Here is a 19,553-nt window from a genome sequence, read left to right on the forward strand (position 1 = left end):
GCGCAACAACGGCTATTGATCCATCCGCGCAACAGGACGGCGGACATGGCGACTTTCACCCTTCCGAAGAATTCGAAGATCACCGGCAAGGGCCGGACCCATGCGGCAGAGGGCGGCGGGCGGACACGCAGCTTCAAGATCTATCGCTACGATCCCGACAGCGGCGAGAACCCGCGTTACGATACGTTCGATATCGATCTCGACGCCTGCGGGCCGATGGTCCTCGACGCACTGTTCAAGATCAAGAACGAGATCGATCCGACGCTGACCTTCCGCCGCTCGTGCCGCGAGGGGATCTGCGGTTCCTGCTCGATGAACATGAACGGAAAGAACGGCCTCGCCTGCACCACCGCGATCGAGGATCTGAAGGGCGAAGTGCGGATCACCCCCCTGCCCCATATGGACGTGATCAAGGACCTCGTCCCCGATTTCACCCATTTCTACGCGCAATATGCAAGCATCCGGCCGTGGCTGCAGACCGTCAGCACGACCCCGAGCGGCAAGGAGCGGCTGCAATCGCCCGACCAGCGCGAGAAGCTCGACGGGCTCTACGAGTGTATCCTTTGCGCCTGCTGCTCGACGGCTTGCCCCAGCTATTGGTGGAATTCCGACAAGTTTCTCGGCCCGGCTATCCTGCTCCAGGCCTATCGCTGGCTCGCCGACAGCCGCGACGAAATGACCGGCGAGCGGCTCGACCAGCTGGAAGATCCCTTCCGGCTCTATCGCTGCCACACGATCATGAATTGCGCCAACGTCTGTCCCAAGGGCCTCAATCCGGCCAAGGCCATCGCCGAGACGAAGAAGATGCTGGCCGAGCGCCACATCTGACGTGGTGCTGCCCGAAGACGTGTTCGAGCACGGGCCGGACCCGGACAATCCGGGCTGGCGCCACTGGAACCTCAAGGACGAGACGCTGTTCAACGGCGCGGTGATGGGCAAGCTCATCACCCGGATCGACGATGATGGCAGGGCCCGCCTGCGGATGTTTCCCGAACGCCGGCACGAAAACCTCCAGGGCATCATCCATGGCGCGGTGACACTGGCGCTGATCGACATCAGCCTGTTCACCACCATGCATACGCTTGGCAGCGGCAACCCCGGGCCGTCGGTCACACTCGAGCTGTCGACCCAGTTCACCGGCGCAGGAATGTCCGATCGCCCGCTCGACGCGGTCACCGAGATCATGCGCGAGACGGGCAGCTTCGTCTTCGTCCGCGGCACGGTGGAGCAGGAGGAAAGCGTGGTCGCCAGCTTCTCCGGCATCGTCAAGAAGATGCAGCGCCGAAGCCCTTCGCAATGAGCGGCATTCTCGCGCGCTACGATGCGCTCGTCGCCGGCGGCGAGCTCAGACCCGATGCCGACCAGTACGCCGCCGTCGAGCGACTGGCGAAGCTCCAGAAGGAACTGGAGCTGGAAACCGGCGGTGGCGGTGGCTTTCTCGCACGACTGTTCGGCAGCGGCGAGCCGGCCACCCCGCGCGGCGTCTACATGTGGGGCGGAGTCGGACGCGGCAAATCGATGCTGATGGACCTTTTTGTGGAGACACTCGCGATCGAGGCCAAGCGGCGCGTGCATTTCCACGCCTTCATGCTCGAGGTCGACCGGATGATCCGCGACGAGCGGGCAAGCGAGAAAGGCGATCCGATCGCGCCGGTGGCGGAGAAGATCGCTTCCGGGGTACGCTGCCTCGCCTTCGACGAGATGGTGGTCAACAACACCGCCGACGCGGCGATCATGAGCCGGCTGTTCACCGCGCTGATCGTCGAGGAGGGGGTGGCCATCGTCACCACCAGCAATCGTCCGCCGAAGGACCTCTACAAGGACGGGCTCAATCGCTCGCTGTTCTTGCCCTTCATCGACCTCGTGCAGCAGAGGCTCGATGTGCTGCCGCTCGACGGCCCGACCGATTATCGGCTCGACCGTCTGGGCGGCCTCGATACCTGGCACGTCCCGTTGGGCGACGAGGCGACCGCGCAAGTGCGCGAAGCCTTCTTCCGCCTGACCGATTACAAGCCCGAGGATGCCGCGAATGTCCCGAGCGGCGAGTTGGACCTCGGCGGAGGCAGGACGCTTCATGTTCCCAAGAGCCTCAAGGGCGTGGCGGTGTTCAGCTTCCAGCGGTTGTGCGGCGAAAACCGGGGGGCGGCGGATTACCTCGCCATCGCTCATGCCTATCACACGGTGATCGTCGTCGGCATTCCCCGCCTTTCGCCGGAGAACCGCAACGAGGCGATCCGCTTCACCAAGCTGATCGATGCGCTCTACGAGCAGGGGGTGAAGCTGTTCGCCACCGCCGCGGCCGAGCCCGAAGACCTCTACACCGCCGGCGACGGCAGCTTCGAGTTCGCCCGCACCGTCAGCCGACTCAAGGAAATGCAGAGTGCGGACTACATGGCCCGGGGACACGGCGCGGCGTGAACCGTGCTCTTGCAGGGCAGGCCCGACGCATTATCTTCGGCCCGTCCCGGCGGCTCAACTTCCCCGCCGATGCGAGAAAACCCATGATCGACGTAAGACCTTTCGCCACCCTCGGCCATGCCGACCACGGCTGGCTCGATGCGCGGCATCATTTCAGCTTCGCGAGCTATCACGACCCCGACCGCATGAGCTGGGGCTCGATCCGCGTCTGGAACGACGACACCATCGCCGCGAAGTCCGGCTTCCCGCCGCACCCGCACAGCGACATGGAAATCGTCACCTTCGTCCGCACCGGAGCGATCACGCACAAGGATTCGCTCGGCAACGAAGGCCGCACCGCCGCGGGCGACGTGCAGGTGATGAGCGCCGGCACCGGCATCACCCATGCCGAATTCAATCTGGAGGACGAGGCGACCACGCTGTTCCAGATCTGGATCATCCCCGACCGCCGCGGCGAGAAACCCGGCTGGGGCCAGCGCGAATTTCCGCGCGCGAGCCGCGACGGCGCATTCGAGGTGCTCGCCAGCGGATCGCCGGAGGAAGACGATGCCCTCTCGATCCGTACCGACGCCAAGGTCGTCGCCGCGACGCTGAAGGCCGGTCAGACCGCGCACTGGACTACCGGGGCCTCGCGCCATCAGTATCTGGTGGCGCCGACCGGGCGCATCCGCGTCAACGGGGTCGAAGCGGCACCGCGCGACGGTGTTGCGATAACCGGCGAGGAGACGATAACCGTCGAGGCGCTGGACGATGCCGAGGTGGTGATGGTCGACGCCCGCTAGGCGTCAGCCGGCACCGACGAGCCTTGTCTGCGCGCCGACGAGGCGGTTCATCAGCTTGAGATCCTTTTCACCGAGCTGGAGGGCGGCGTCCGCCCACAGCTCGGTGATCCGGGTAAGCTCCTCGAGTTCGAGATCCCAGGCGACCTTCATTGCCCGCCGCGAATTGACGAGGCCGGCGTGCTTGCGGTTCGACTTGCGGATGAACTCGCGGGTCGCCTCAAGCCCTTCCCCGTCCTCCGCGATCTGGTGGACGATGCCCAGATCGTACATCTGCTGCGCCGTGTAGGTCTCGGTCGACACGATCAGCCGATCCGCCATGGCGGTGCCGAGCATGCGGCTGAGCAGCGAATGCGCGCCCATGCCGGGGAACAGGCCGAACATCATTTCCGGCAGACCGAACGTCGCGCTGCGTTCGGCGATGATGTAATCGAAACTGAGCAGCGCCTCGAACCCGCCGCCCAGCGCATCGCCTTGCACCAGGCCGACGGTGATCATCGGGATGCCCAATGAATGGATGTTGCGGTGAAGGATCTGGCAGCAGCGATGGCCGTAAGCGACCAGCCCCTCGCGGTCACGGTTTTCGATCAGCCTGCGGAACAGGTCCAGATCGCCGCCGTAGCAGAACACTCCTGGCGCGCGACTGCCGAGGACGAGGAATTTTAAGGGCACCTTGTCGGCGCCAAACCCGAGTTCGATCAGGCGCTGCCAATTGACGAAATCGCCGAGCATGCCGGGATTGAAGCTGGGCCTGCCCTTTGGCCGCATGTAGGTCCACAGGGTCTTGCAATCCTCTTCGTAGAAGACGTCGAGCTGTTCGAGCCGGTAGAGCTCTTCCGGGATGGCGGTGTGTCGCGCGCTTTCGGCGTAGAGTTCGGCCTCGTCGGTCAGACCGATGGCCCGCCCTTCCTTTGAGTAATCGTCCGTTGACTGCGAACCGATGCGAACCTGCTCCATTGCGCCCCCCTGCAAAAGCCGGTGCGATGGGCCCCGGGACTGTGGAAAACCCTGTTGAGAACACCGCTATCTGATGGAATCTAACGGCGACGGGACTCCCGTGGCAACGATAAAATCCCGCAGGAATCCGTGCGTTACGTAGTTAACCGGTCGCAAACACCGGTTTGCGGCATTTGCGCCACACCCGCCTCAGCGTGCTAAGTCCAAGCGCGCCAAGGATTTTTCCAGCATCAGCAACTGCCACAGCACCCTGCCGTTGTCCGACCGGCCGGAAATGTGTTTTTCGGCAAGATCGGCCAGGGCGGTCCGGTCGAACCAGCCGGATTGCAGGAGGCGTTCCGAGTGCACGACGCGCCGCGCCTCCCCCGCCAGATCGCCGCGAAACCACTGTGCGAGAGGCACCACGAAGCCCTGCTTGGGCCGGTAGAGAATGTCGTTCGGCAGATAGCGCTCCATGGTGCGCTTGAGCAGCCATTTGCCCTGCATGCCGCGGATGCGCAGACCTTCGGGAAGCGAGGCGGCGAATTGTACCAGCCGGTGATCGAGCAGCGGCTCACGCGCCTCGAGACCGACCGCCATGCTGGTGCGATCGATCTTGGTGAGGATATCGCCGGGCAGCCAGAACTTGAGATCGGCGTATTGCGCGGCATCGAGACCGCTGCGTCCGGGAGTCTCGATCATGGTCTCGATCAGCGCTTGTTCCGCACGATAATCGCCCCTTGCTCGCTGCATTCCTTCGCCGAACAGGCGATCGCGCAGTTCGGAAGGGATCACCGCGAGAGCGCGTGCGTAGCCCACCGCACCATCCTCGGCGAGGGCCTGGAAGGTGGAACGGGCGCGCAGGGGGCGCGGTGCCCAGTCGGCCTTGGGCCAGATCCGTCCGAGCGTGCCGAAAAGCGGCGAGCGCAACGCGGAAGGCAAGACGCTTCGCAGCTGCTCCTCGCGGCGATGAAAGACCTGACGCCGGTAGCCGGCGAAAGCCTCGTCCGCCCCGTCTCCCGACAGGGCCACGGTGACGTGCTCACGGGCCAGCCTGCACACCTGCAGGGTTGGCAAAGCCGAGGCGTCGGCGAAGGGCTCGTCGAAAATCTCGACGAGGCGATCGACCTCGGCGATGCCATCGGCCGCGACGGTGCGTTCGTGGTGACGCGTGCCGAACAGCGCGGCGATCCGGCGCGCATGGCCGGTCTCGTCGACCTCCGCGACATCGAAGCCGATCGAACAGGTCGTCACCGGCGCACGGTCGGCCTCGTCCATAAGCGCGACGACGCTCGAGGAATCGACACCGCCCGAGAGGAAGGCGCCGAGCGGAACGTCCGCCACCATGCGGCTGGAAACCCCGGCGCGCAGATGATGCAGGAGTTCCGCCGACAGATCGTCCGGACGACCGCGGGCGCGTTCGGTGAAGGAGATGTCCCACCATTGGCGGGGCGGCGCGGGGTCGCGTTGGTGTTCGAGCAGCCGGAAATGTCCTGACGGGAGCTTCTCGACACCTGCGAGGATCGACCGATGATCGGGGACATAGCCCCAGGTCATGTAATCCTCGACCGCCAGGGGATCGACTTCGCGCCGCGTCAGAGGATGCGCCAGCAAGCCCTTCAGTTCCGAAGCGAATGCCAGGCTACCATCGCTCAGCATCGCGGTGAAGAGCGGCTTCACGCCGAAGCGGTCGCGAGCGAGGAACAGGCTGCGGCGATCGCAATCGTAGAGAGCGAAAGCGAACATGCCGTCGAGCCGGTCGAGGCAGCCGGTCCCCCAGCGCTGCCAGGCCGCGAGGATGGTCTCGGTATCCCCGTCGGTGCGGAAACGCGCGCCGTCCTTCTCCAGCTCGCGCCGCAACTCGCGGTAATTGTAGATCTCGCCGTTGAAGACGATCACGGCGCGGCCGTCCACCGAATGCATCGGCTGGGGCGAGCCCTCGAGGTCGATGATCGACAGGCGGCGATGGCCCAGGCCGACGCCGTGCGCGGTCCACACCCCGGAACCGTCGGGCCCGCGATGCGCCAGCGCGTCGGTCATCCCCCGTACCCGTTCGGGATCGACCGGCTTCGGCGTGCCGCAATGGAAGATGCCCGCAATCCCGCACATGGGGCGTGTCGCTAGCCCCCGCTCGCCCGGGCGGCAATCGCCGCAACGGCGGCGATCGTCAGGACAGCCGGGAAAACGATCGCACTCCGGCCACCGAACTGCTCGGCCGCAATGACCAGCGGATGGCGGACCGCCTCTTCCACCGATAGCCCGGCTTCCTCCGGCGTACGCTGGAAAAAGGGGCGCGCACCGCCGAGAAGGATCGCCAGTACGATACCGAAGAAAATCCAGCCGTAGACGATGTGATCGAAGCCGGCGGCAAATTCTACGCCCTGGCTCTGGGCGATGTAGATCGTGCCCCAGGCGCGCACGCCGTTGGCGAGGATCGGGACGATGATCGAAGCGGCCATGAACGCGGCGCGGCGCGCCCAGCCGTCGAAGGCGGTGAAGCAGACCAGCACGCCGATGGCAAAAGCGGCGACGAGGAAATTGACTCCGGAGCAGGCTTCCGCGACGATGAAGAGACCGGCGGGTGTATCGATATAGATCCCGTCGGTCTGGGCGGGAACGCCGCTCCAATGCGTGAGCGCGATGGCGAGCTTGGCGGTGATCGCCTGCATCGGGGGGACGATCTCCTGCCCGAAGGGAACCAGAAAGACCATCAGGCCGAGCGGCAGCGCCAGCAGGGCCGCTACGCGGGCACCCAGCAGCGCAAAGACCGCGGTCTGCAGCATCCCCACCGCACCGGCATGGGCGAGCAGATTGAGGCCGCTCGCCCGTCCTGCGAGCCAGAGGCCGGCTGCGACCGCGAACAGCACCACTCCTACCCACGATCCCCCGGGCGCGATCCTCGCCAAGGCATCGCGACGCTCCCAGGCGAGCCATGCCACGATAGCAGGGATCAGGAGGATGTGGCTGTAGGTGGCGCTATTCCACCACTGGTGTGTCATCTCGCCCCATTCCCGCGCAGTCAGCGTGAAGACCGCGAGAGATGCCAGGCCAAGCATGGACAAGGCCACGCTCCACCGGCCGGCTGCCCTCTGCTCGGCGGCGGTGACGGCGTGGCTGGGAGCCATATCAGGCGGCATCGCGGACGTCGTTCAGTCTGTTTCGGGAAACGATGTCCCGAAGCTTGTCGTGCACCGTCGACCAGCCGTGTTCGCGCAGCACGAAGTCCCGCGCCATCCGGCCCATGCGGTGGGCGGCCGGGCGATCCTCGATCAAACCGGTGATTGCCGCGATCATTGCCGCATCGTCGCGCGCGATCGCGAAATGGGTGCCGTCGGTGGCGGCGATGCCGGTGGCGGCTTCCTCGCTCAGGACCACCGGGCGGCACATGGCCATCGCTTCGAGCACCTTGTTCTGCACGCCGCGCGCCAGTTCGAGCGGCGCGACGACCGAATCCGCGGCAAGGAGGAACGGCCGCACGTCGGCGACTTCGCCCCAGACCGTGACCCCGCCCTTGCCATCGTGCTCCAGAAGTTCTCTCACGGGAGCCCTGCCGACCACGTGGAATTCCGCGGTCGGGTAACGGATGCGCAGTGCGGGGAGCAACCGGGTGATCACGCGCAGCGAAGCGGCGACGTTGGGGGGATAGTCCATCTGTCCCGTGAAGACGATGTGCGGCCCTGGCCGCGCAGAGACACCAGGATGTGCGGCGGCGTAGGCGGGATCGAAGAAAGTCGCGTCGATGCCATTGCCGAGCGCGACAAGGTTGGCCTCTGCGCCTGGGGGCAGACGGCTATGGAGCAGCGCCGCTTCCTCGCGAGATATCAGGAGGGTGACGTCGGCACGCTCAACGAGGCGCGCCTCCTCGGCCCTGAGCAGCCGATCCTCGCGCCGCATCGCCACGCTGCGCGGCCACGACGCGGTTTCCGCATAGGTACCGAACTTGGCGGAATCGACGTCGCACAGATCGACGATGACGCGCCCGCCGAAACCCGCGGGAACATACTGACCCATCTGGCCGGAGAAGACGAACACGGTGTCGATGGGGCGCTCGGCCAGCGTCTTCCAGACCCAGGCCTGCAATCTGGCATCGGCGAAGGCGGTCAGGCTGACCGGCTTACCCGTCGCCAGCGCCTGCAACCCGGCCAGCGCCAGGGGCTTGCGGCGGGAAACGAGCACATGGCTGGCGGCAACTTCGCCGAGCGCCGCCTCCATCTCGCGGTCGCTTTCGGTGTCGGCGAAGGTGGCGACGTGGACGGGCGCGATTCCTGCTAGACCACGCAGGATGTGGTGCGAGCGGATCTTGTCTCCCCGGTCCGGCGGAAAGGGCATGCGATGCGCAAGGAAGAGGATTTCGCCCATGGCGCCGCCGGCTCAGCCCAGCCCGCGAGCGATCGGCGGTCCGAGCCGGTTGGCGAGCGGCAATGGCAACCGCTTCCACAGATCGATGGCGCGCGAGCGCCCCTCCTCGGAGGGATCGATGTTGCGCGCTGCGCATCCCGGCGCGGCCCAGCGACGATATGTCAGGGGTTCGGGGTCGAACCCCCAGTTCTTCTTGAAGCGATAGGGGCCGCTGCCGGTCTTCGAACGGCCGAAATCGAACCGGCTGCATCCGCGACGGCGGGCCCGGCACATGAGCTCGTAATAAATCCGCTCGGTCGCGTGCAGCCCGCGGGCCGCAGGGGTTCCCCCGCCCCAATAGGGCATCACCGTCCCGCGATGGTAGAAGGAGAGCACGCTCGAGACCGCGACGTCGCCATGCCAGGCGGTCATGATCTCGGCATCGCTGCCGAAGACGTCGATCATCGCCTCGAACAGGCGGCGCGGAAACACGGGGGTGCCAAGATTGCGGACGCTTTCCGAATAGGCGGCATAATGTGCCGCGCGGTCCGTATCGCCGGTTCCCACCGTGATCCGGAGATCGGAATTCAGGCCCTTGCGGACCTCGGCCCGCGCCTTGCGCGGGATCGCGAGCAATTGCACCTCGTCGTCGGTGGCAAGGTCGGCGGCGAAATTGGCGTGCTTGCCGGCGACCGAGGACCAGTCGCGGGGCCCCTCGCCATCGCGCAATTCGATCGTGCCCGCCGCCACGCGCACGGCAAGTTCCTCCGCCGCGCGGCACAGCCTGATGCAGTCTTCCTCGCGGTCCGCGAGCGCCCCGCCCCCGACCCCGAAGCCGCTGGACACCAGCGCGTCGCCGAACAGACCGGAACGGATTTCGCTCAGCGGCAACCATCCGCAAATAGCACCTCCGCGTTCGAGTAGCAGAGCGCGGGCGCGATTGCCGGTGCCGCTTTCCACGGCCGCGATCCAGGCCGGTCGTTGGAACAGCGACCCGTCCCGCTCCTCCACGAAGCCCTCGATCCGCGCGATCTCGTCGGCTTCGCGCATCCGCGCGAGCCGGATGTTCGCCGTGGGCAAGGCGACCGGCGCATTCATGCCGCTTTTTCGAGCCGGCCCTGAGCCTGCAGTTCGGCAAGGGCGTCCATCCGTCCCCAGGCGAATTCGCGCGCGAGCCGGTCCAACTTGTCGGCCATGACCGAAAGGTTCGTGTAATGCCGGAGACGCGAACGCAGTGGTGCTCCCGTGGCGCGCGGCTGTTCGGGGTCGACCTCCCAGGGGTGGAAATAGAAGACCGCCGGACGCCCTTCCTCGCGGTTGACCTGGCGGATCGCCCAGCGGGTGAAGCCATAGGGCAGGACGCGGAAGAACCCTCCGCCCCCCGCCGCCATCCGCCTGCCCCGGAACACGGCCGTCGTCACCGGAATCTCGATCAGCGGAGTCTCCGCCACGGGGCGAAAGGCAAAACGCGGTGCCTCGCGCCAGCCGTAATGATCGTGCGCGACGGGTGCGATGCTGGAAGAATAGGCATAGCCGTGCTCGGCCAGCACTTCGTGCGCCCAAGGCGTGCGCGCGTCGATCGAGAAGCTGGGCGCGCGGTACCCGGTCACCGCCTGGCCGCTCGCATCCTCGATGATCGTGCGGGTCTTGCGGACATCCTCGGCGAATTCGCGCGGATCGAGCGTGAAGACGCGCGCGTGGTCGTAACCATGGCTGGCCAATTCGTGGCCCGCATCGGCGATCCGGCGCACCATCGCCGGTTCGCGCTCGGCGATCCAGCCGAGGGTGAAGAAGGTCGCCTTGATCCCGGTCGCATCGAACAGGTCGAGAACGCGCGCGACATTGTCGGCGACCCTGAGCGCAAGACCATCCCAATCGCTGCGGGCGATCGTGTTCTCGAAAGCGCCGACCTGGAACCAGTCCTCGACATCGACGGACATGCCGTTGACGATCCTGGCGGTCCCGCCGCGCGTATCTTGGATTGCCCGTTCGATCACCCGATCGGCCCTCGCTCCTGCGTCAGGCTGCTTCCCGCCGGCCGCTGGTTTCGAGGACCTCGATGAGCGAAGACATGACCTGACGCAAGGATTGCTCCTGCTCGTCGAGGCGTGCGTCGATCGCCGCGAGCCGATCCCCAATATCGGGCGACGTCTCGGGCTGGGTGCCACCGCGCAGGGTCTCGATCTCCCGGCGAAGTTCCTTCATCGCCCGGTCGCGGTCGGCAAAGGCCTGCTCGATCGCCTGGATCTGGGCTTCCGCCAGGCCGCCACCGTCGTGGCGCGCAGGCTCCGGCGTGCCGCGATTGCGCGCTTCGGCAAGCGCCTGGGCGGCCGGGAGATTGTCGCGCTCGGGGCGCGGCCGCTGCGTCTCCGGCGTTGCCTCCTCGGCTGAATCGCCCTGCATCTCGACGAGCACCGCATCGAGCAGATCAGCGTCGAGCACCCCCTGCTTCTCCACGGCACCGAGCAGCAGGAGGCGGGTCATCACCTGATTGATCTTGCGCGGGATCCCGCCCGTCGCCTTGTGAAGCGGCAGGAAGATCGCACGGTCGAGCTCCGGATTCCCATCCCAGCCGACGCGCTCGAGGCGATGGCGCAGATAGGGTTCGATCTCGCCCGGTTGCATCGGTTCGAGGTGATGCGCCGCGATGATCCGCTGGCGGAGCTGTTCGAGCTCGTCGGATTTGGCGATGAGCTGGCGGAATTCGGGCTGACCGAGAAGCAGGGTCTGGAGCAGCGGATGCGCGCCGAGCTGGAAATTGGACAGCATCCGCAATTCCTCGAGCGCGCCGATCGAGAGGTTCTGCGATTCGTCGACGATCAGGAGCACGCGCCGTCCCTCGCGCGCTTCCTCGTGCAGGAAGGCCTCGATTGCCGCGAGCGCCCCTGCCTTGTCCTGCCCGGCGACATCGAGACCGAAACTGCGTGCGGCAACATGGACCATCTCGTCGCCGTCGAGCGCGCTGGTGACCACCTCGCCCACGGTCATGCGGTCTTCCTCGAGTTTCTCCTTGAGATGCGCGACCAAGGTGGATTTGCCCGAACCGACCTCGCCGGTGATGACCACGAAGCCTTCGCCCTGGTTCAGCCCGTAGCCGAGATAGGACAGCGCCTTCTTGTGCGTGACGCTCTCGAAATAGAACGCCGGGTCGGGGGTGAGCTGGAAGGGTCGCTCGCTGAAACCGTAGAATTCTTCGAACATGTGAGGCGTCCTATCAGAAATCGTAGCGCAGGCCGACCAACGCCGATGCCGTCTTGAGATCCTCGGCCGTGAGCTCGCTGTCGAGATAATTCAGCGCTACCGCCGCACGCGCCGTGAGATTGCGCGTAAGATTGCGGTAATAGGCGGCCGAGCTGCCCAGCGCGAAGGTGTCGCCGATATTGGTCACGCCGCTGTCGAACCAGCTGGCATAGGTGGTGACCGTGTAGCTCGAATTGCGGCTCAACGGGCCGCTGACGCCGGCGTTGAGGTAGATCGATTCATCGACGACGCCATCGGCCGTGGCGAGGATGGTGCCCGGCGCGCCGATGAAGTTGCGGCGATCGTAGCCCGCACCGATGCTGGCGGTCGACTGGCCGACCTGGCGCGAGTAACTGGCGACGACGCCGCGGCTGCGGAACACCGAAGAGCGGATCGAACCGAGCGCGCCGTCGAGGCAGGAACCCGCCCCCACGGCCCCGGCGCAGCCGATGATCTCGCCGCTCACCGGATCGCGGATGACCTGGAAGTCGGTCGGCAGCGCCGCCAGCGCATTGGTCAGGCGGCCGCCGAAGCCGGAAATGCCATCGTAGACGGCGACGCCGACGTTGGTGTCGCGGCTGGGTTGCCAGGTGAAAGTGCCGTAGAAGGTCTCACTGTCGTAGCGATGGCCGTAATGCGCTTCGAGCGCGGTCCGCTGGCTCGGGCGCCAGACCACGCCGACGTCCCAGATCAGGCCCTCGGCCTCGAAGGCGAGCCGGCGGGGACTGTTCTCGTCGGTCACGAACCGCCCATCGGCGCCGATCACCGGAACACCGGCGCCATCGCGCACCGCATCGCGGCTGGACACCTCGACATTCTCGTAACCGACGCCGGCGACGACCGCGAGCACGGGCGTGACGGGAATGGTGACGTCGCCGCGCACGTACGCATCGCTCACTCGCTGGTCGAGATTGTCGACGTCTTCCTGGAAATATCCCGCACCGACCCCGACGCCGATCGGCAGCGGTTGGTATGGCGCGAGGCCGGCGCGGAAATTGGCGCTGTGGGTGACGCTTTCGTCGAAGACGTCGACCTGATTGCCGTTGGCGGTGACGAGGTCGGGACCGTCGACCTTGGTATAGCCGAGCCGGTAGTTCGCCGTGACGTCGACGTCCCGGACGCGCGTGGTCAGATTGGGGCCGACGTAGCCGGCGTAGGTCTCGGTGGAGAGATCCTCGTCGATCGCCGGGTTGAAGATGTTCGCGCCGCCGGTGTCGACGCTGGTGCGCGACGCGAGGGCCCCCGCTTCCATGGTCAGCGTGTTCGGCACGATCGTGGCATAGCCCCGGGCAAGACCGGTCAGCGCGTCGCTGTCGGAAGCATCGCCGTAACCGAAGTTGCGCTCGTAGCGCAGCGACACGCTGGCGCCGTTGTTGCGGCCCTGGAGCGCGGCATCGACCCCGGCGGCGAGCTGGGTGTAGGTCAGCACGTCGTCGCCCGGCGACATCTGCCAGGTCACGATCTGCGATGCTTCGATATAGGGCTGGACCGAAGCGCGGCGGCCCGTCGCGGGTGCCTCGTCCTCTTCGCCGGCCTGCTGCGGACCCTGGGCGTCCCGGCCCTGGTAGGATTGCGCCGCCAGTGGTGCCGCGCCGAGCGCGAAGGGCACCATGACCGCGAAGATTACGGGTTTGCGCATCGGATTAATCCCCCACCCCGTAGTAGCGCCCGAAACTGCGCCCACTGGGGCTGAAAGTCGCATCGTTGAGCATCAGGCGGATATCCTGACACCCGGAAAGCAGATCGACCGCATCCTCCAGCGCCACGCGCGACGTGGTGTCGGCGCGGGCAACGAGCAGCGTCTGGCCGACATGCTTGGCAAGTTCCGCTGCCGGAGAGGCGGCGAGCGCCGGCGGGCTGTCGAACACGAGAACGCGGTCCGGCGCGCCGCGGGTCAGGCGGCCCAGCACTTCCCATGTCCGCTCGCTGGCGAGCAGTTCGGCATCGCGCTGGGCGCGCCGTCCGGCGGGAAGCACGAAAAGATTGGCGATATCGGTCTTGAGAACATGCTCCTCGACCGGAACATCCGAGCCCGCCAGCGCATCCATCAGGCCAGGACCGGCTTCCAGACCGAGACGCCCCACGATCGACGGCTTGGCGAAATCGGCATCGACCAGCAGAACCTCGATATTCTCCTCCGCGGCGAGCGCGAGAGCGAGGTTGATCGAGCAGAAGGTCTTGCCCTCGCCCATGTGCGGCGAGGTAATCAGGACCCGGCGGGACAGGGCGGTGCCCTCGTCCTCGATCGTGGCGAGGATCTGCCGTTTGACGATGCGGAACTCCTCGAACAGCGCGCTCGTCGCCGCGTCGGGATCGATGAGGCCATGCTCGCGCAGGCGATCGCGAGAAACGGCGTGGGTCGCAGCGGGGAAACGGACGGCGGTGCCACGCACCTCCTCGCGCTTGGCACGAGCAGGTGCCGGGACAGGTTCCTGCCGCAGCGGTGGCGGCGCATCCGGGGTCGCCGGAGCCATGTGCGGCGCGGGAGCAGTTCCGGTAGCGGGCTTCGGATCCGGCGTCGGCAATCGCTTCCTCGCATCCGGCAGATGCTCGGGAACCTTGGCCGGTGCCAACCGGTCGAGCCCGAAGGAATCGCCCGCCCGCTCGAACAGCGAACCCCGCTTCTGGCCGTTCTCGGCCGTGTCCTCGGAAGGGACGATCTTAACGGGTTTGTTCACATCCCCCTCCTTCACGCAATCGTGCCGACCTGGATGAATTCGATCGCCAGCAGCACGACACACAGGCCGCAGAGCGCTGCGATTCCACCCGCGAATTGCTTCATCCGGAGACGTTCGCGTGTCTTGCGAGCGGCGGTCATCGAACGCGAGATCGTTCCAACCACCGGCAGGTCGAGCGCCCTCTCGAGGCTTTCGGCAGTGTTGAACCCGGCCCGCAGACGGCCCATCGCAAAGGCCGTTCCGGCCCCCGCCGCAAGCCCTGCGAACAGCACGCCGATGAGGAGCAGAGGTCGGTTGGGAGATGCCGGAGCGCTCGGCAGGGTCGGCGGGTCGATGACCTGGAACTGGAGCGCGCTGCGTTCCGTCTGGACATCGCCGCGCAGGCGCATCTCCTCGCGGTTCTTGAGCAGCTCGTCATACTTGGTCTTCAGCACCTCGTAGTCGCGGCTGATGCGGTTGGCCTCGGCAGCAACCGCAGGCTCGCTGGCCTGAGCGGCCATCATCGCGGTGATGTCGGACTGCAAGGCGGCCTTGCGCGCCTGGAGCGCCTGCAGATTGGCCTGGCGCTCGGCCCGGATCGAGACGAGCGAGGTATAGGCGGGATTGGGCGAACCGTAGTTCCCGTCTCCTTCCGAGGCTGCCTGACGCTCGAGCAGCGCGATCTGGCGCTGCTGCGACTGGACGTCGGGATGGGTATCGGTGAGGCCGCGGGCGCGCATTCCGGCAAGCTGCGAGCGCGCATCGGCAAGCGCACCGCGTGCCCCGCCGCTCTGCCCCGGCACGATCATGGTTCGCGGCGTGCTGGCGAGCTGGCCGCTGATCGCCGCAAGAGCGCTCTGGGCGGCGGCGAGATCTGCATCGACACCGCGCATCTCGGTGCGCAGGTTGGTGAGCCGGGTGGAAACCGTCGCGGTGCCGCCGATCAGCTCCGGATTCTCGGCCTCGAAGGCCATCCGCCGTTGTTCCGCCGCCTCGAGTTCCTGCTTGCGCTCCTCGAGTTGCTCGTCGAGGAAAACGATCGTGTCGGCCACCTCGCCGCGCGCGCCGGCAACGTTTTCCTCGCGGAAGATGTCGATCATCTTCTGCGTGACCTGCTGCGCGAGCTGGGCGTTGGCGGCGTCAGACAGATCGCCCTTGCCGATGGTGGCGGAAATCTCGAACAGATTGTCCTGTGTGCTTTCCACCTTGATGTTTTCGGTGAGCTTGGTGATCGCAGCCTGCATCTCGGGTTGGGTGCGGATATCCTCGCCGAGCCTCGTGGCGCGAATTACCTTTTCGAGATTGACCGCGCTCGCCAGAGTCTGGCGAACCTTGACGAGTTCCTGCTTGCCCTCGCCCGCGATCTGGAGCTGTTCGGACAGGACGTCGTCGAGCTCGACGAATATCCGGGCGTTGCTTTCGTAGCTGTTGGGGATCAGCGCCACCACCAGCCAGCCGACGACGCACACGCCCCAGGCGACGGCGAGCGCCAGCCAGCGGCGGTTCCACACCGAATGGAGCGCCGCGCGCACTTCCTCGAAAGCCTGGTCCATGTTCCCGGTGGTTCCCTAGAAGGTCGATTCGGGGATGATGATGACATCCCCGGGCTGGAGCATGACATTGGCGCGGCTATCGCCGTGACGCAGGAGATCGGCCAGACGCAGCGCATATTCGCGTTGATTGCCCGACTGCTTGTCGAAGCGGATCAGCTTGGCGCGGTTGCCCGATGCGTATTCGCTGAGACCTCCGACCGCGATCATCGCGTCGAGCACGGTCATGTTGGCACGATAGGGCAGGCTCGCCGGCTGTTCCGTGGCGCCCACGATCCGCACCTGCTGGCTGAATGTGCCGGCAAATTCGTTGACGATCACGCTGACCAGCGGATCCTCGATATACTGGCTGAGCTGGAGCCGGATGTCCTCTTCTAGCATGGACGGGGTCTTCCCGACCGCGGGCATGTCCTTGACCAGCGGAATGGTGATCCGCCCGTCGGGCCGGACCTGGATCTTCTCCGCTCCGAGCTCTGGATTGCGCCAGACATGGATGGTGAGATTGTCGAGCGGGCCGATGACGTATTCCTCGCCGGGGCCTTCCTGCAAGGCGACGAAGGTCGCGGGCGGCAGTTCCGCGCTCGGGCCGGTCGTGCAACCGGCCAGGCCCGTGCCGGCCATGGCCAGCATCGCCATGCCGGCGGTCTTGCGGGAAAAGCTCATGGATTTCGTCCCCGATCAATGCGTTCGCAGGGCATCGGATGCGCCCTGCGGCACATCCATAATCCCCATGTTCGCCGAGATTAATGCCCGATAAAGGTGAACAGAGAGTTAGCCATCGCATGCGAAGCGAGGGGTTTCCGACGCTTGTGCGCCTCCCGTCCCGATACGGTACGCGCGGCCCGCGAAACCTTACACGAGCATTTCGGCCGCCGGTCCCTGTCCGAGAAAGGCGCTCGGGCTGGCGCTTGCTCCATAGGCTCCGGCACAGAACACCGCCACGATATCGCCGACTTCCGCGCGCGGGAGATGTGCTCGATCGGCCAGCCGGTCGAGCGGCGTGCACAGACAGCCGACGACATTGGCGACTTCCGTCGCCTCGGCATCGAAGCGGTTGGCGATGGCGACCGGATAATTGCGCCGGACCACCTGCCCGAAATTGCCCGAAGCGGCGAGCTGGTGATGGAGGCCGCCATCGGTCACCAGATAGGTCTCGCCATGGCTGACTTTGCGATCGACGATGCGGGTGAGATAGACCCCCGCCTCGCCGACCAGATAGCGCCCGAGTTCGATAAAGAGCTCGGCGTGCGCCAGCGTATCGGGAAGGTCGCCGAACCGTTGCGCGAGCGCTTCGCCGACGCGGCCGATGTCGAGTGGCGTGTCGCCGGGGAAATAAGGGATGCCGAAACCGCCGCCCATGTTCAGCTTGGGGAGCGCCGTCTTCGCCTCGCTCGCGATCCGATGCGCCAGCGCCAGCGTGTTCGCCTGAGCCTCCACCAGAGCCTCCGCGTCGAGCGCCTGGCTGCCGGTGAAGATGTGGAGGCCGCGAAATTCGCACCCGGCGGAGAGGATGTCGCGCACCAGCGCCGGGACTCGCTCCGCATCCACGCCGAAGGGCTTGGCCCCGCCCCCCATTTTCATTCCCGAACCCTTGAGCTCGAAATCCGGATTGACCCGCACGGCCAGCCGCGGCGCCCGCCCGAGACGCTCGGCGGTAGCCAGGGCGCGGGTGGCCTCGCCCTCGCTTTCGAGATTGAGCGTCACACCCGCGCCGATCGCAGCCTCGAGTTCGACATCACGTTTGCCGGGGCCGGCGAAACTGACCCTCTCCGGATCGATGCCGGCCGCCCGAACCAGATCGAGTTCGCCGCCCGAGGCGATGTCGAGCCCGTCTGCGAGTTTCGCCATGACCTGAAGAACCGGCTCGAAGCTATTGGCTTTAATCGCATAATTAATCTTGAGACGCTCGGGCATCGCGCCGCGCAGATGAGCCATGCGCTGCTCCATCAGGGCCCGCGAATAGAGGAATACCGGCGTTCGCCCGGCCCTGTCGATCAGCCTGGACGCCGTCTCGCAACCGATTTCGAGTTCACCCTCGCGCGCGCCGTAGCCCTCCGGAATGGGGCCGACCGGCTTGGGCTTGATCGCCATTTCCTCGCTCACTTCTCGAGCTCCCTCGTCAGTTCGCTGGCGATCGCGGCACGATCGAGCTTGCCGTTGGGATTGAGCGGCAGGCTGTCGCGCCAGTGGATCGACCGGGGCTGCATGAAATTGGGCAGCTCCCGCGCCAGCGCTGCCTTGAGCGCTGCGGCATCGCCTTCGCCCCGGACCACGAGATGAACCGCTTGCCCGACCCGCTCGTCGGCGACACCCAGCGCCACCGCCTCGGCCACCAGGCCCGTGGCCCGCGCCGCATCCTCGATTTCCTGCGGGCTGATGCGGTTGCCCGAACTCTTGATCATCGCATCGCGCCGGCCGACGAAATAGAGCAGCCCCTGTTCGTCGCGCCGGACCCGGTCGCCCGACCATACCGCCATGCCGCCATATTCGCTGTCTTTCGGCGCGGGCCGGAACCGCTCGGCGGTCCGCGCCTCGTCCTGCCAATATCCCTGCGCCACCAAGGGGCCGCAATGGACCAGTTCCCCCTCCTCGTTCGACGCGGCGATCGCTCCGTCGTCGGTGACCACCAATATCTCCGCAAAGGGGATCGCGCCGCCCATCGAGGTCGGGTGCCGGTCGACCAGATCGGGATCGAGAAATGTGGAACGGAAGGCCTCCGTCAGGCCATACATGGGAAACAGCTTCGCCTGCGGAAATTGCGCACGCAAGTCGCCCACCAGCTCGACGGTAAGCGCACCACCACTGTTGGTCAGACGGCGCATCGGCGCGACGGCCTCCTCCGGCCATTCCACCTCGGTGAGCTGGACCCAGAGCGGCGGAACCGCGGCCAGGGTCGTGACGCCGTGTCGCGCACATGCCTTGGGAACGTCGCGTGCGAAGAGGTAGTCCAGCGGGACCACGCTGCCCCCGGCATACCAGGTACTGAAGAGCTGGTTCTGGCCGTAGTCGAAGGAGAGCGGCAACACCGCCAGTGTCACGTCGTCTTCCCCAAGCCCGAGATAACTCGCCACCGAAACCGCGCCGAGCCACATGTTCGCATGGCTGAGCATCACGCCCTTGGGCCGACCGGTCGAGCCACTGGTGTAGAGGATTGCCGCGAGCTCCTTCGGGTCTCGGTCCGAAGGCAGAGAAAGGGGGGCGCCTTCCTTCGCGCGCCGCATCGCCTCTTCCTCGTCGAACAGGCAGCAGGCGGCGGGCACATCTCCCTCCTCCAGCGTCGCCAGGCGCGCGCGGGTGCCGATCAGCACGCTCGCGCCGCTGTCGGCAAGGATATGGGCCACCTGCGCACGCTTCAGCAGCGGATTGATCGGCACATGGACCAGCCCGGCCCGCGCCGCGGCGAGCGGCAGCAGGCAGGTCGCCTCTCCCTTCGCCGCCCAGCTTGCCACGCGCGCACCCGGTTCGGCCAGGCTCGCGAGCCATCCCGCAAGCCATGCCAAACGCTCTCTTAACCCTTCGTAGCTAAGCCTCTCGCCCCGCAAGACCAGCGCGTCCGATTCCGGATTGCCTCTCTCGAGCAGGTGATCCAGCGGGCGAGGAACGGGGTCCGGCGAAATAACCTTGAGTCTCCGACA

The 19,553-nt window shown here is 66.3% G+C and carries 17 protein-coding genes; 4 read left to right on the forward strand and 13 right to left on the reverse strand.

The genetic code is table 11. The features are described from left to right. Positions 1–45: 45 nt before the first annotated feature. The 4 genes from ACGHN1_RS14275 to ACGHN1_RS14290 all read left to right on the forward strand — a co-directional run bounded on the left by ACGHN1_RS14275 (position 46) and on the right by ACGHN1_RS14290 (position 3,200). Positions 46–828, forward strand: a complete 783-nt coding sequence (locus ACGHN1_RS14275; RefSeq protein ID WP_390551533.1) for a succinate dehydrogenase iron-sulfur subunit — start codon at positions 46–48, stop codon at positions 826–828. A 1-nt stretch (position 829) separates the two neighbouring features. Next, complete coding sequence (locus ACGHN1_RS14280) at positions 830–1,300, forward strand: PaaI family thioesterase (protein ID WP_390551534.1); 471 nt, start codon at positions 830–832, stop codon at positions 1,298–1,300. After that, positions 1,297–2,418 carry a cell division protein ZapE gene (gene zapE / locus ACGHN1_RS14285; RefSeq protein ID WP_390551535.1) on the forward strand — a complete coding sequence of 374 codons (1,122 nt, stop codon included), beginning with the start codon at positions 1,297–1,299 and terminating at the stop codon, positions 2,416–2,418. The genes ACGHN1_RS14280 and zapE overlap by 4 nt, the downstream gene beginning before the upstream one ends. An 83-nt stretch (positions 2,419–2,501) precedes the next feature. After that, positions 2,502–3,200 (forward strand): pirin family protein, encoded by a 699-nt coding sequence (locus ACGHN1_RS14290; protein ID WP_390551536.1) that lies wholly within the window; start codon positions 2,502–2,504, stop codon positions 3,198–3,200. A 3-nt stretch (positions 3,201–3,203) separates the two neighbouring features. On the opposite strand, the gene ACGHN1_RS14295 is transcribed toward ACGHN1_RS14290, so the two are convergent. From ACGHN1_RS14295 to ACGHN1_RS14355, 13 genes are all read right to left on the reverse strand, one after another. After that, complete coding sequence (locus ACGHN1_RS14295) at positions 3,204–4,154, reverse strand: crotonase/enoyl-CoA hydratase family protein (RefSeq protein WP_390551537.1); 951 nt, start codon at positions 4,152–4,154, stop codon at positions 3,204–3,206. Between the two features lie 189 nt (positions 4,155–4,343). Beyond that, positions 4,344–6,242 (reverse strand): XrtA/PEP-CTERM system amidotransferase, encoded by a 1,899-nt coding sequence (locus ACGHN1_RS14300; RefSeq protein ID WP_390551538.1) that lies wholly within the window; start codon positions 6,240–6,242, stop codon positions 4,344–4,346. Between the two features lie 11 nt (positions 6,243–6,253). After that, entirely contained in the window at positions 6,254–7,189 is a 936-nt protein-coding gene (gene xrtA, locus ACGHN1_RS14305; protein WP_390551575.1) for an exosortase A, read from the reverse strand. Between the two features lie 70 nt (positions 7,190–7,259). Next, entirely contained in the window at positions 7,260–8,492 is a 1,233-nt protein-coding gene (locus ACGHN1_RS14310; RefSeq protein ID WP_390551539.1) for a TIGR03087 family PEP-CTERM/XrtA system glycosyltransferase, read from the reverse strand. Positions 8,493–8,504: 12 nt separating this feature from the next. Next, on the reverse strand, positions 8,505–9,569 hold the full coding sequence (locus ACGHN1_RS14315; RefSeq protein WP_390551540.1) for a FemAB family XrtA/PEP-CTERM system-associated protein: 1,065 nt from the start codon (positions 9,567–9,569) through the stop codon (positions 8,505–8,507). Then, a complete protein-coding gene (locus tag ACGHN1_RS14320) occupies positions 9,566–10,411 on the reverse strand; it encodes an XrtA system polysaccharide deacetylase (protein WP_390551576.1) in 846 nt (281 codons plus the stop codon). The genes ACGHN1_RS14315 and ACGHN1_RS14320 overlap by 4 nt, the downstream gene beginning before the upstream one ends. Positions 10,412–10,490: 79 nt before the next feature. Next, the gene (locus ACGHN1_RS14325; RefSeq protein WP_390551541.1) at positions 10,491–11,672 is read right to left on the reverse strand and encodes an AAA family ATPase; all 1,182 of its coding nucleotides are present in this window, start codon (positions 11,670–11,672) and stop codon (positions 10,491–10,493) included. Positions 11,673–11,685: 13 nt separating this feature from the next. Further along, positions 11,686–13,350 carry a preprotein translocase subunit YajC gene (locus tag ACGHN1_RS14330; protein ID WP_390551542.1) on the reverse strand — a complete coding sequence of 555 codons (1,665 nt, stop codon included), beginning with the start codon at positions 13,348–13,350 and terminating at the stop codon, positions 11,686–11,688. A 4-nt stretch (positions 13,351–13,354) separates the two neighbouring features. Then, positions 13,355–14,389, reverse strand: coding sequence for an AAA family ATPase (locus ACGHN1_RS14335; protein ID WP_390551543.1), 1,035 nt, complete (start codon positions 14,387–14,389; stop codon positions 13,355–13,357). 11 nt (positions 14,390–14,400) lie between these two features. Continuing rightward, positions 14,401–15,921 carry an XrtA system polysaccharide chain length determinant gene (locus ACGHN1_RS14340; RefSeq protein WP_390551544.1) on the reverse strand — a complete coding sequence of 507 codons (1,521 nt, stop codon included), beginning with the start codon at positions 15,919–15,921 and terminating at the stop codon, positions 14,401–14,403. Positions 15,922–15,936: 15 nt separating this feature from the next. Continuing rightward, entirely contained in the window at positions 15,937–16,581 is a 645-nt protein-coding gene (locus ACGHN1_RS14345; protein ID WP_390551545.1) for an XrtA/PEP-CTERM system exopolysaccharide export protein, read from the reverse strand. A 189-nt stretch (positions 16,582–16,770) separates the two neighbouring features. Then, positions 16,771–18,009, reverse strand: coding sequence for a pyridoxal-dependent decarboxylase, exosortase A system-associated (locus tag ACGHN1_RS14350; RefSeq protein ID WP_390551577.1), 1,239 nt, complete (start codon positions 18,007–18,009; stop codon positions 16,771–16,773). Between the two features lie 8 nt (positions 18,010–18,017). After that, complete coding sequence (locus ACGHN1_RS14355) at positions 18,018–19,535, reverse strand: acyl-CoA ligase (AMP-forming), exosortase A system-associated (protein ID WP_390551578.1); 1,518 nt, start codon at positions 19,533–19,535, stop codon at positions 18,018–18,020. Positions 19,536–19,553: the final 18 nt, after the last annotated feature.

This window comes from Qipengyuania sp. MTN3-11 (genome assembly GCF_042851825.1).
Lineage (GTDB): Bacteria > Pseudomonadota > Alphaproteobacteria > Sphingomonadales > Sphingomonadaceae > Qipengyuania.

Coding starts and splice junctions, on each gene's coding strand:
- ACGHN1_RS14340 (WP_390551544.1), bottom strand. CDS start 15,921: ATGGACCAGGCTTTCGAGGAAGTGCGCGCGGCGCTCCATTCGGTGTGG.
- ACGHN1_RS14345 (WP_390551545.1), bottom strand. CDS start 16,581: ATGAGCTTTTCCCGCAAGACCGCCGGCATGGCGATGCTGGCCATGGCC.
- ACGHN1_RS14320 (WP_390551576.1), bottom strand. CDS start 10,411: ATGTCCGTCGATGTCGAGGACTGGTTCCAGGTCGGCGCTTTCGAGAAC.
- ACGHN1_RS14350 (WP_390551577.1), bottom strand. CDS start 18,009: ATGGCGATCAAGCCCAAGCCGGTCGGCCCCATTCCGGAGGGCTACGGC.
- xrtA (WP_390551575.1), bottom strand. CDS start 7,189: ATGCTTGGCCTGGCATCTCTCGCGGTCTTCACGCTGACTGCGCGGGAA.
- ACGHN1_RS14275 (WP_390551533.1), top strand. CDS start 46: ATGGCGACTTTCACCCTTCCGAAGAATTCGAAGATCACCGGCAAGGGC.
- ACGHN1_RS14325 (WP_390551541.1), bottom strand. CDS start 11,672: ATGTTCGAAGAATTCTACGGTTTCAGCGAGCGACCCTTCCAGCTCACC.
- ACGHN1_RS14295 (WP_390551537.1), bottom strand. CDS start 4,154: ATGGAGCAGGTTCGCATCGGTTCGCAGTCAACGGACGATTACTCAAAG.
- ACGHN1_RS14300 (WP_390551538.1), bottom strand. CDS start 6,242: ATGTGCGGGATTGCGGGCATCTTCCATTGCGGCACGCCGAAGCCGGTC.
- ACGHN1_RS14330 (WP_390551542.1), bottom strand. CDS start 13,350: ATGCGCAAACCCGTAATCTTCGCGGTCATGGTGCCCTTCGCGCTCGGC.
- ACGHN1_RS14290 (WP_390551536.1), top strand. CDS start 2,502: ATGATCGACGTAAGACCTTTCGCCACCCTCGGCCATGCCGACCACGGC.
- ACGHN1_RS14315 (WP_390551540.1), bottom strand. CDS start 9,569: ATGAATGCGCCGGTCGCCTTGCCCACGGCGAACATCCGGCTCGCGCGG.
- zapE (WP_390551535.1), top strand. CDS start 1,297: ATGAGCGGCATTCTCGCGCGCTACGATGCGCTCGTCGCCGGCGGCGAG.
- ACGHN1_RS14310 (WP_390551539.1), bottom strand. CDS start 8,492: ATGGGCGAAATCCTCTTCCTTGCGCATCGCATGCCCTTTCCGCCGGAC.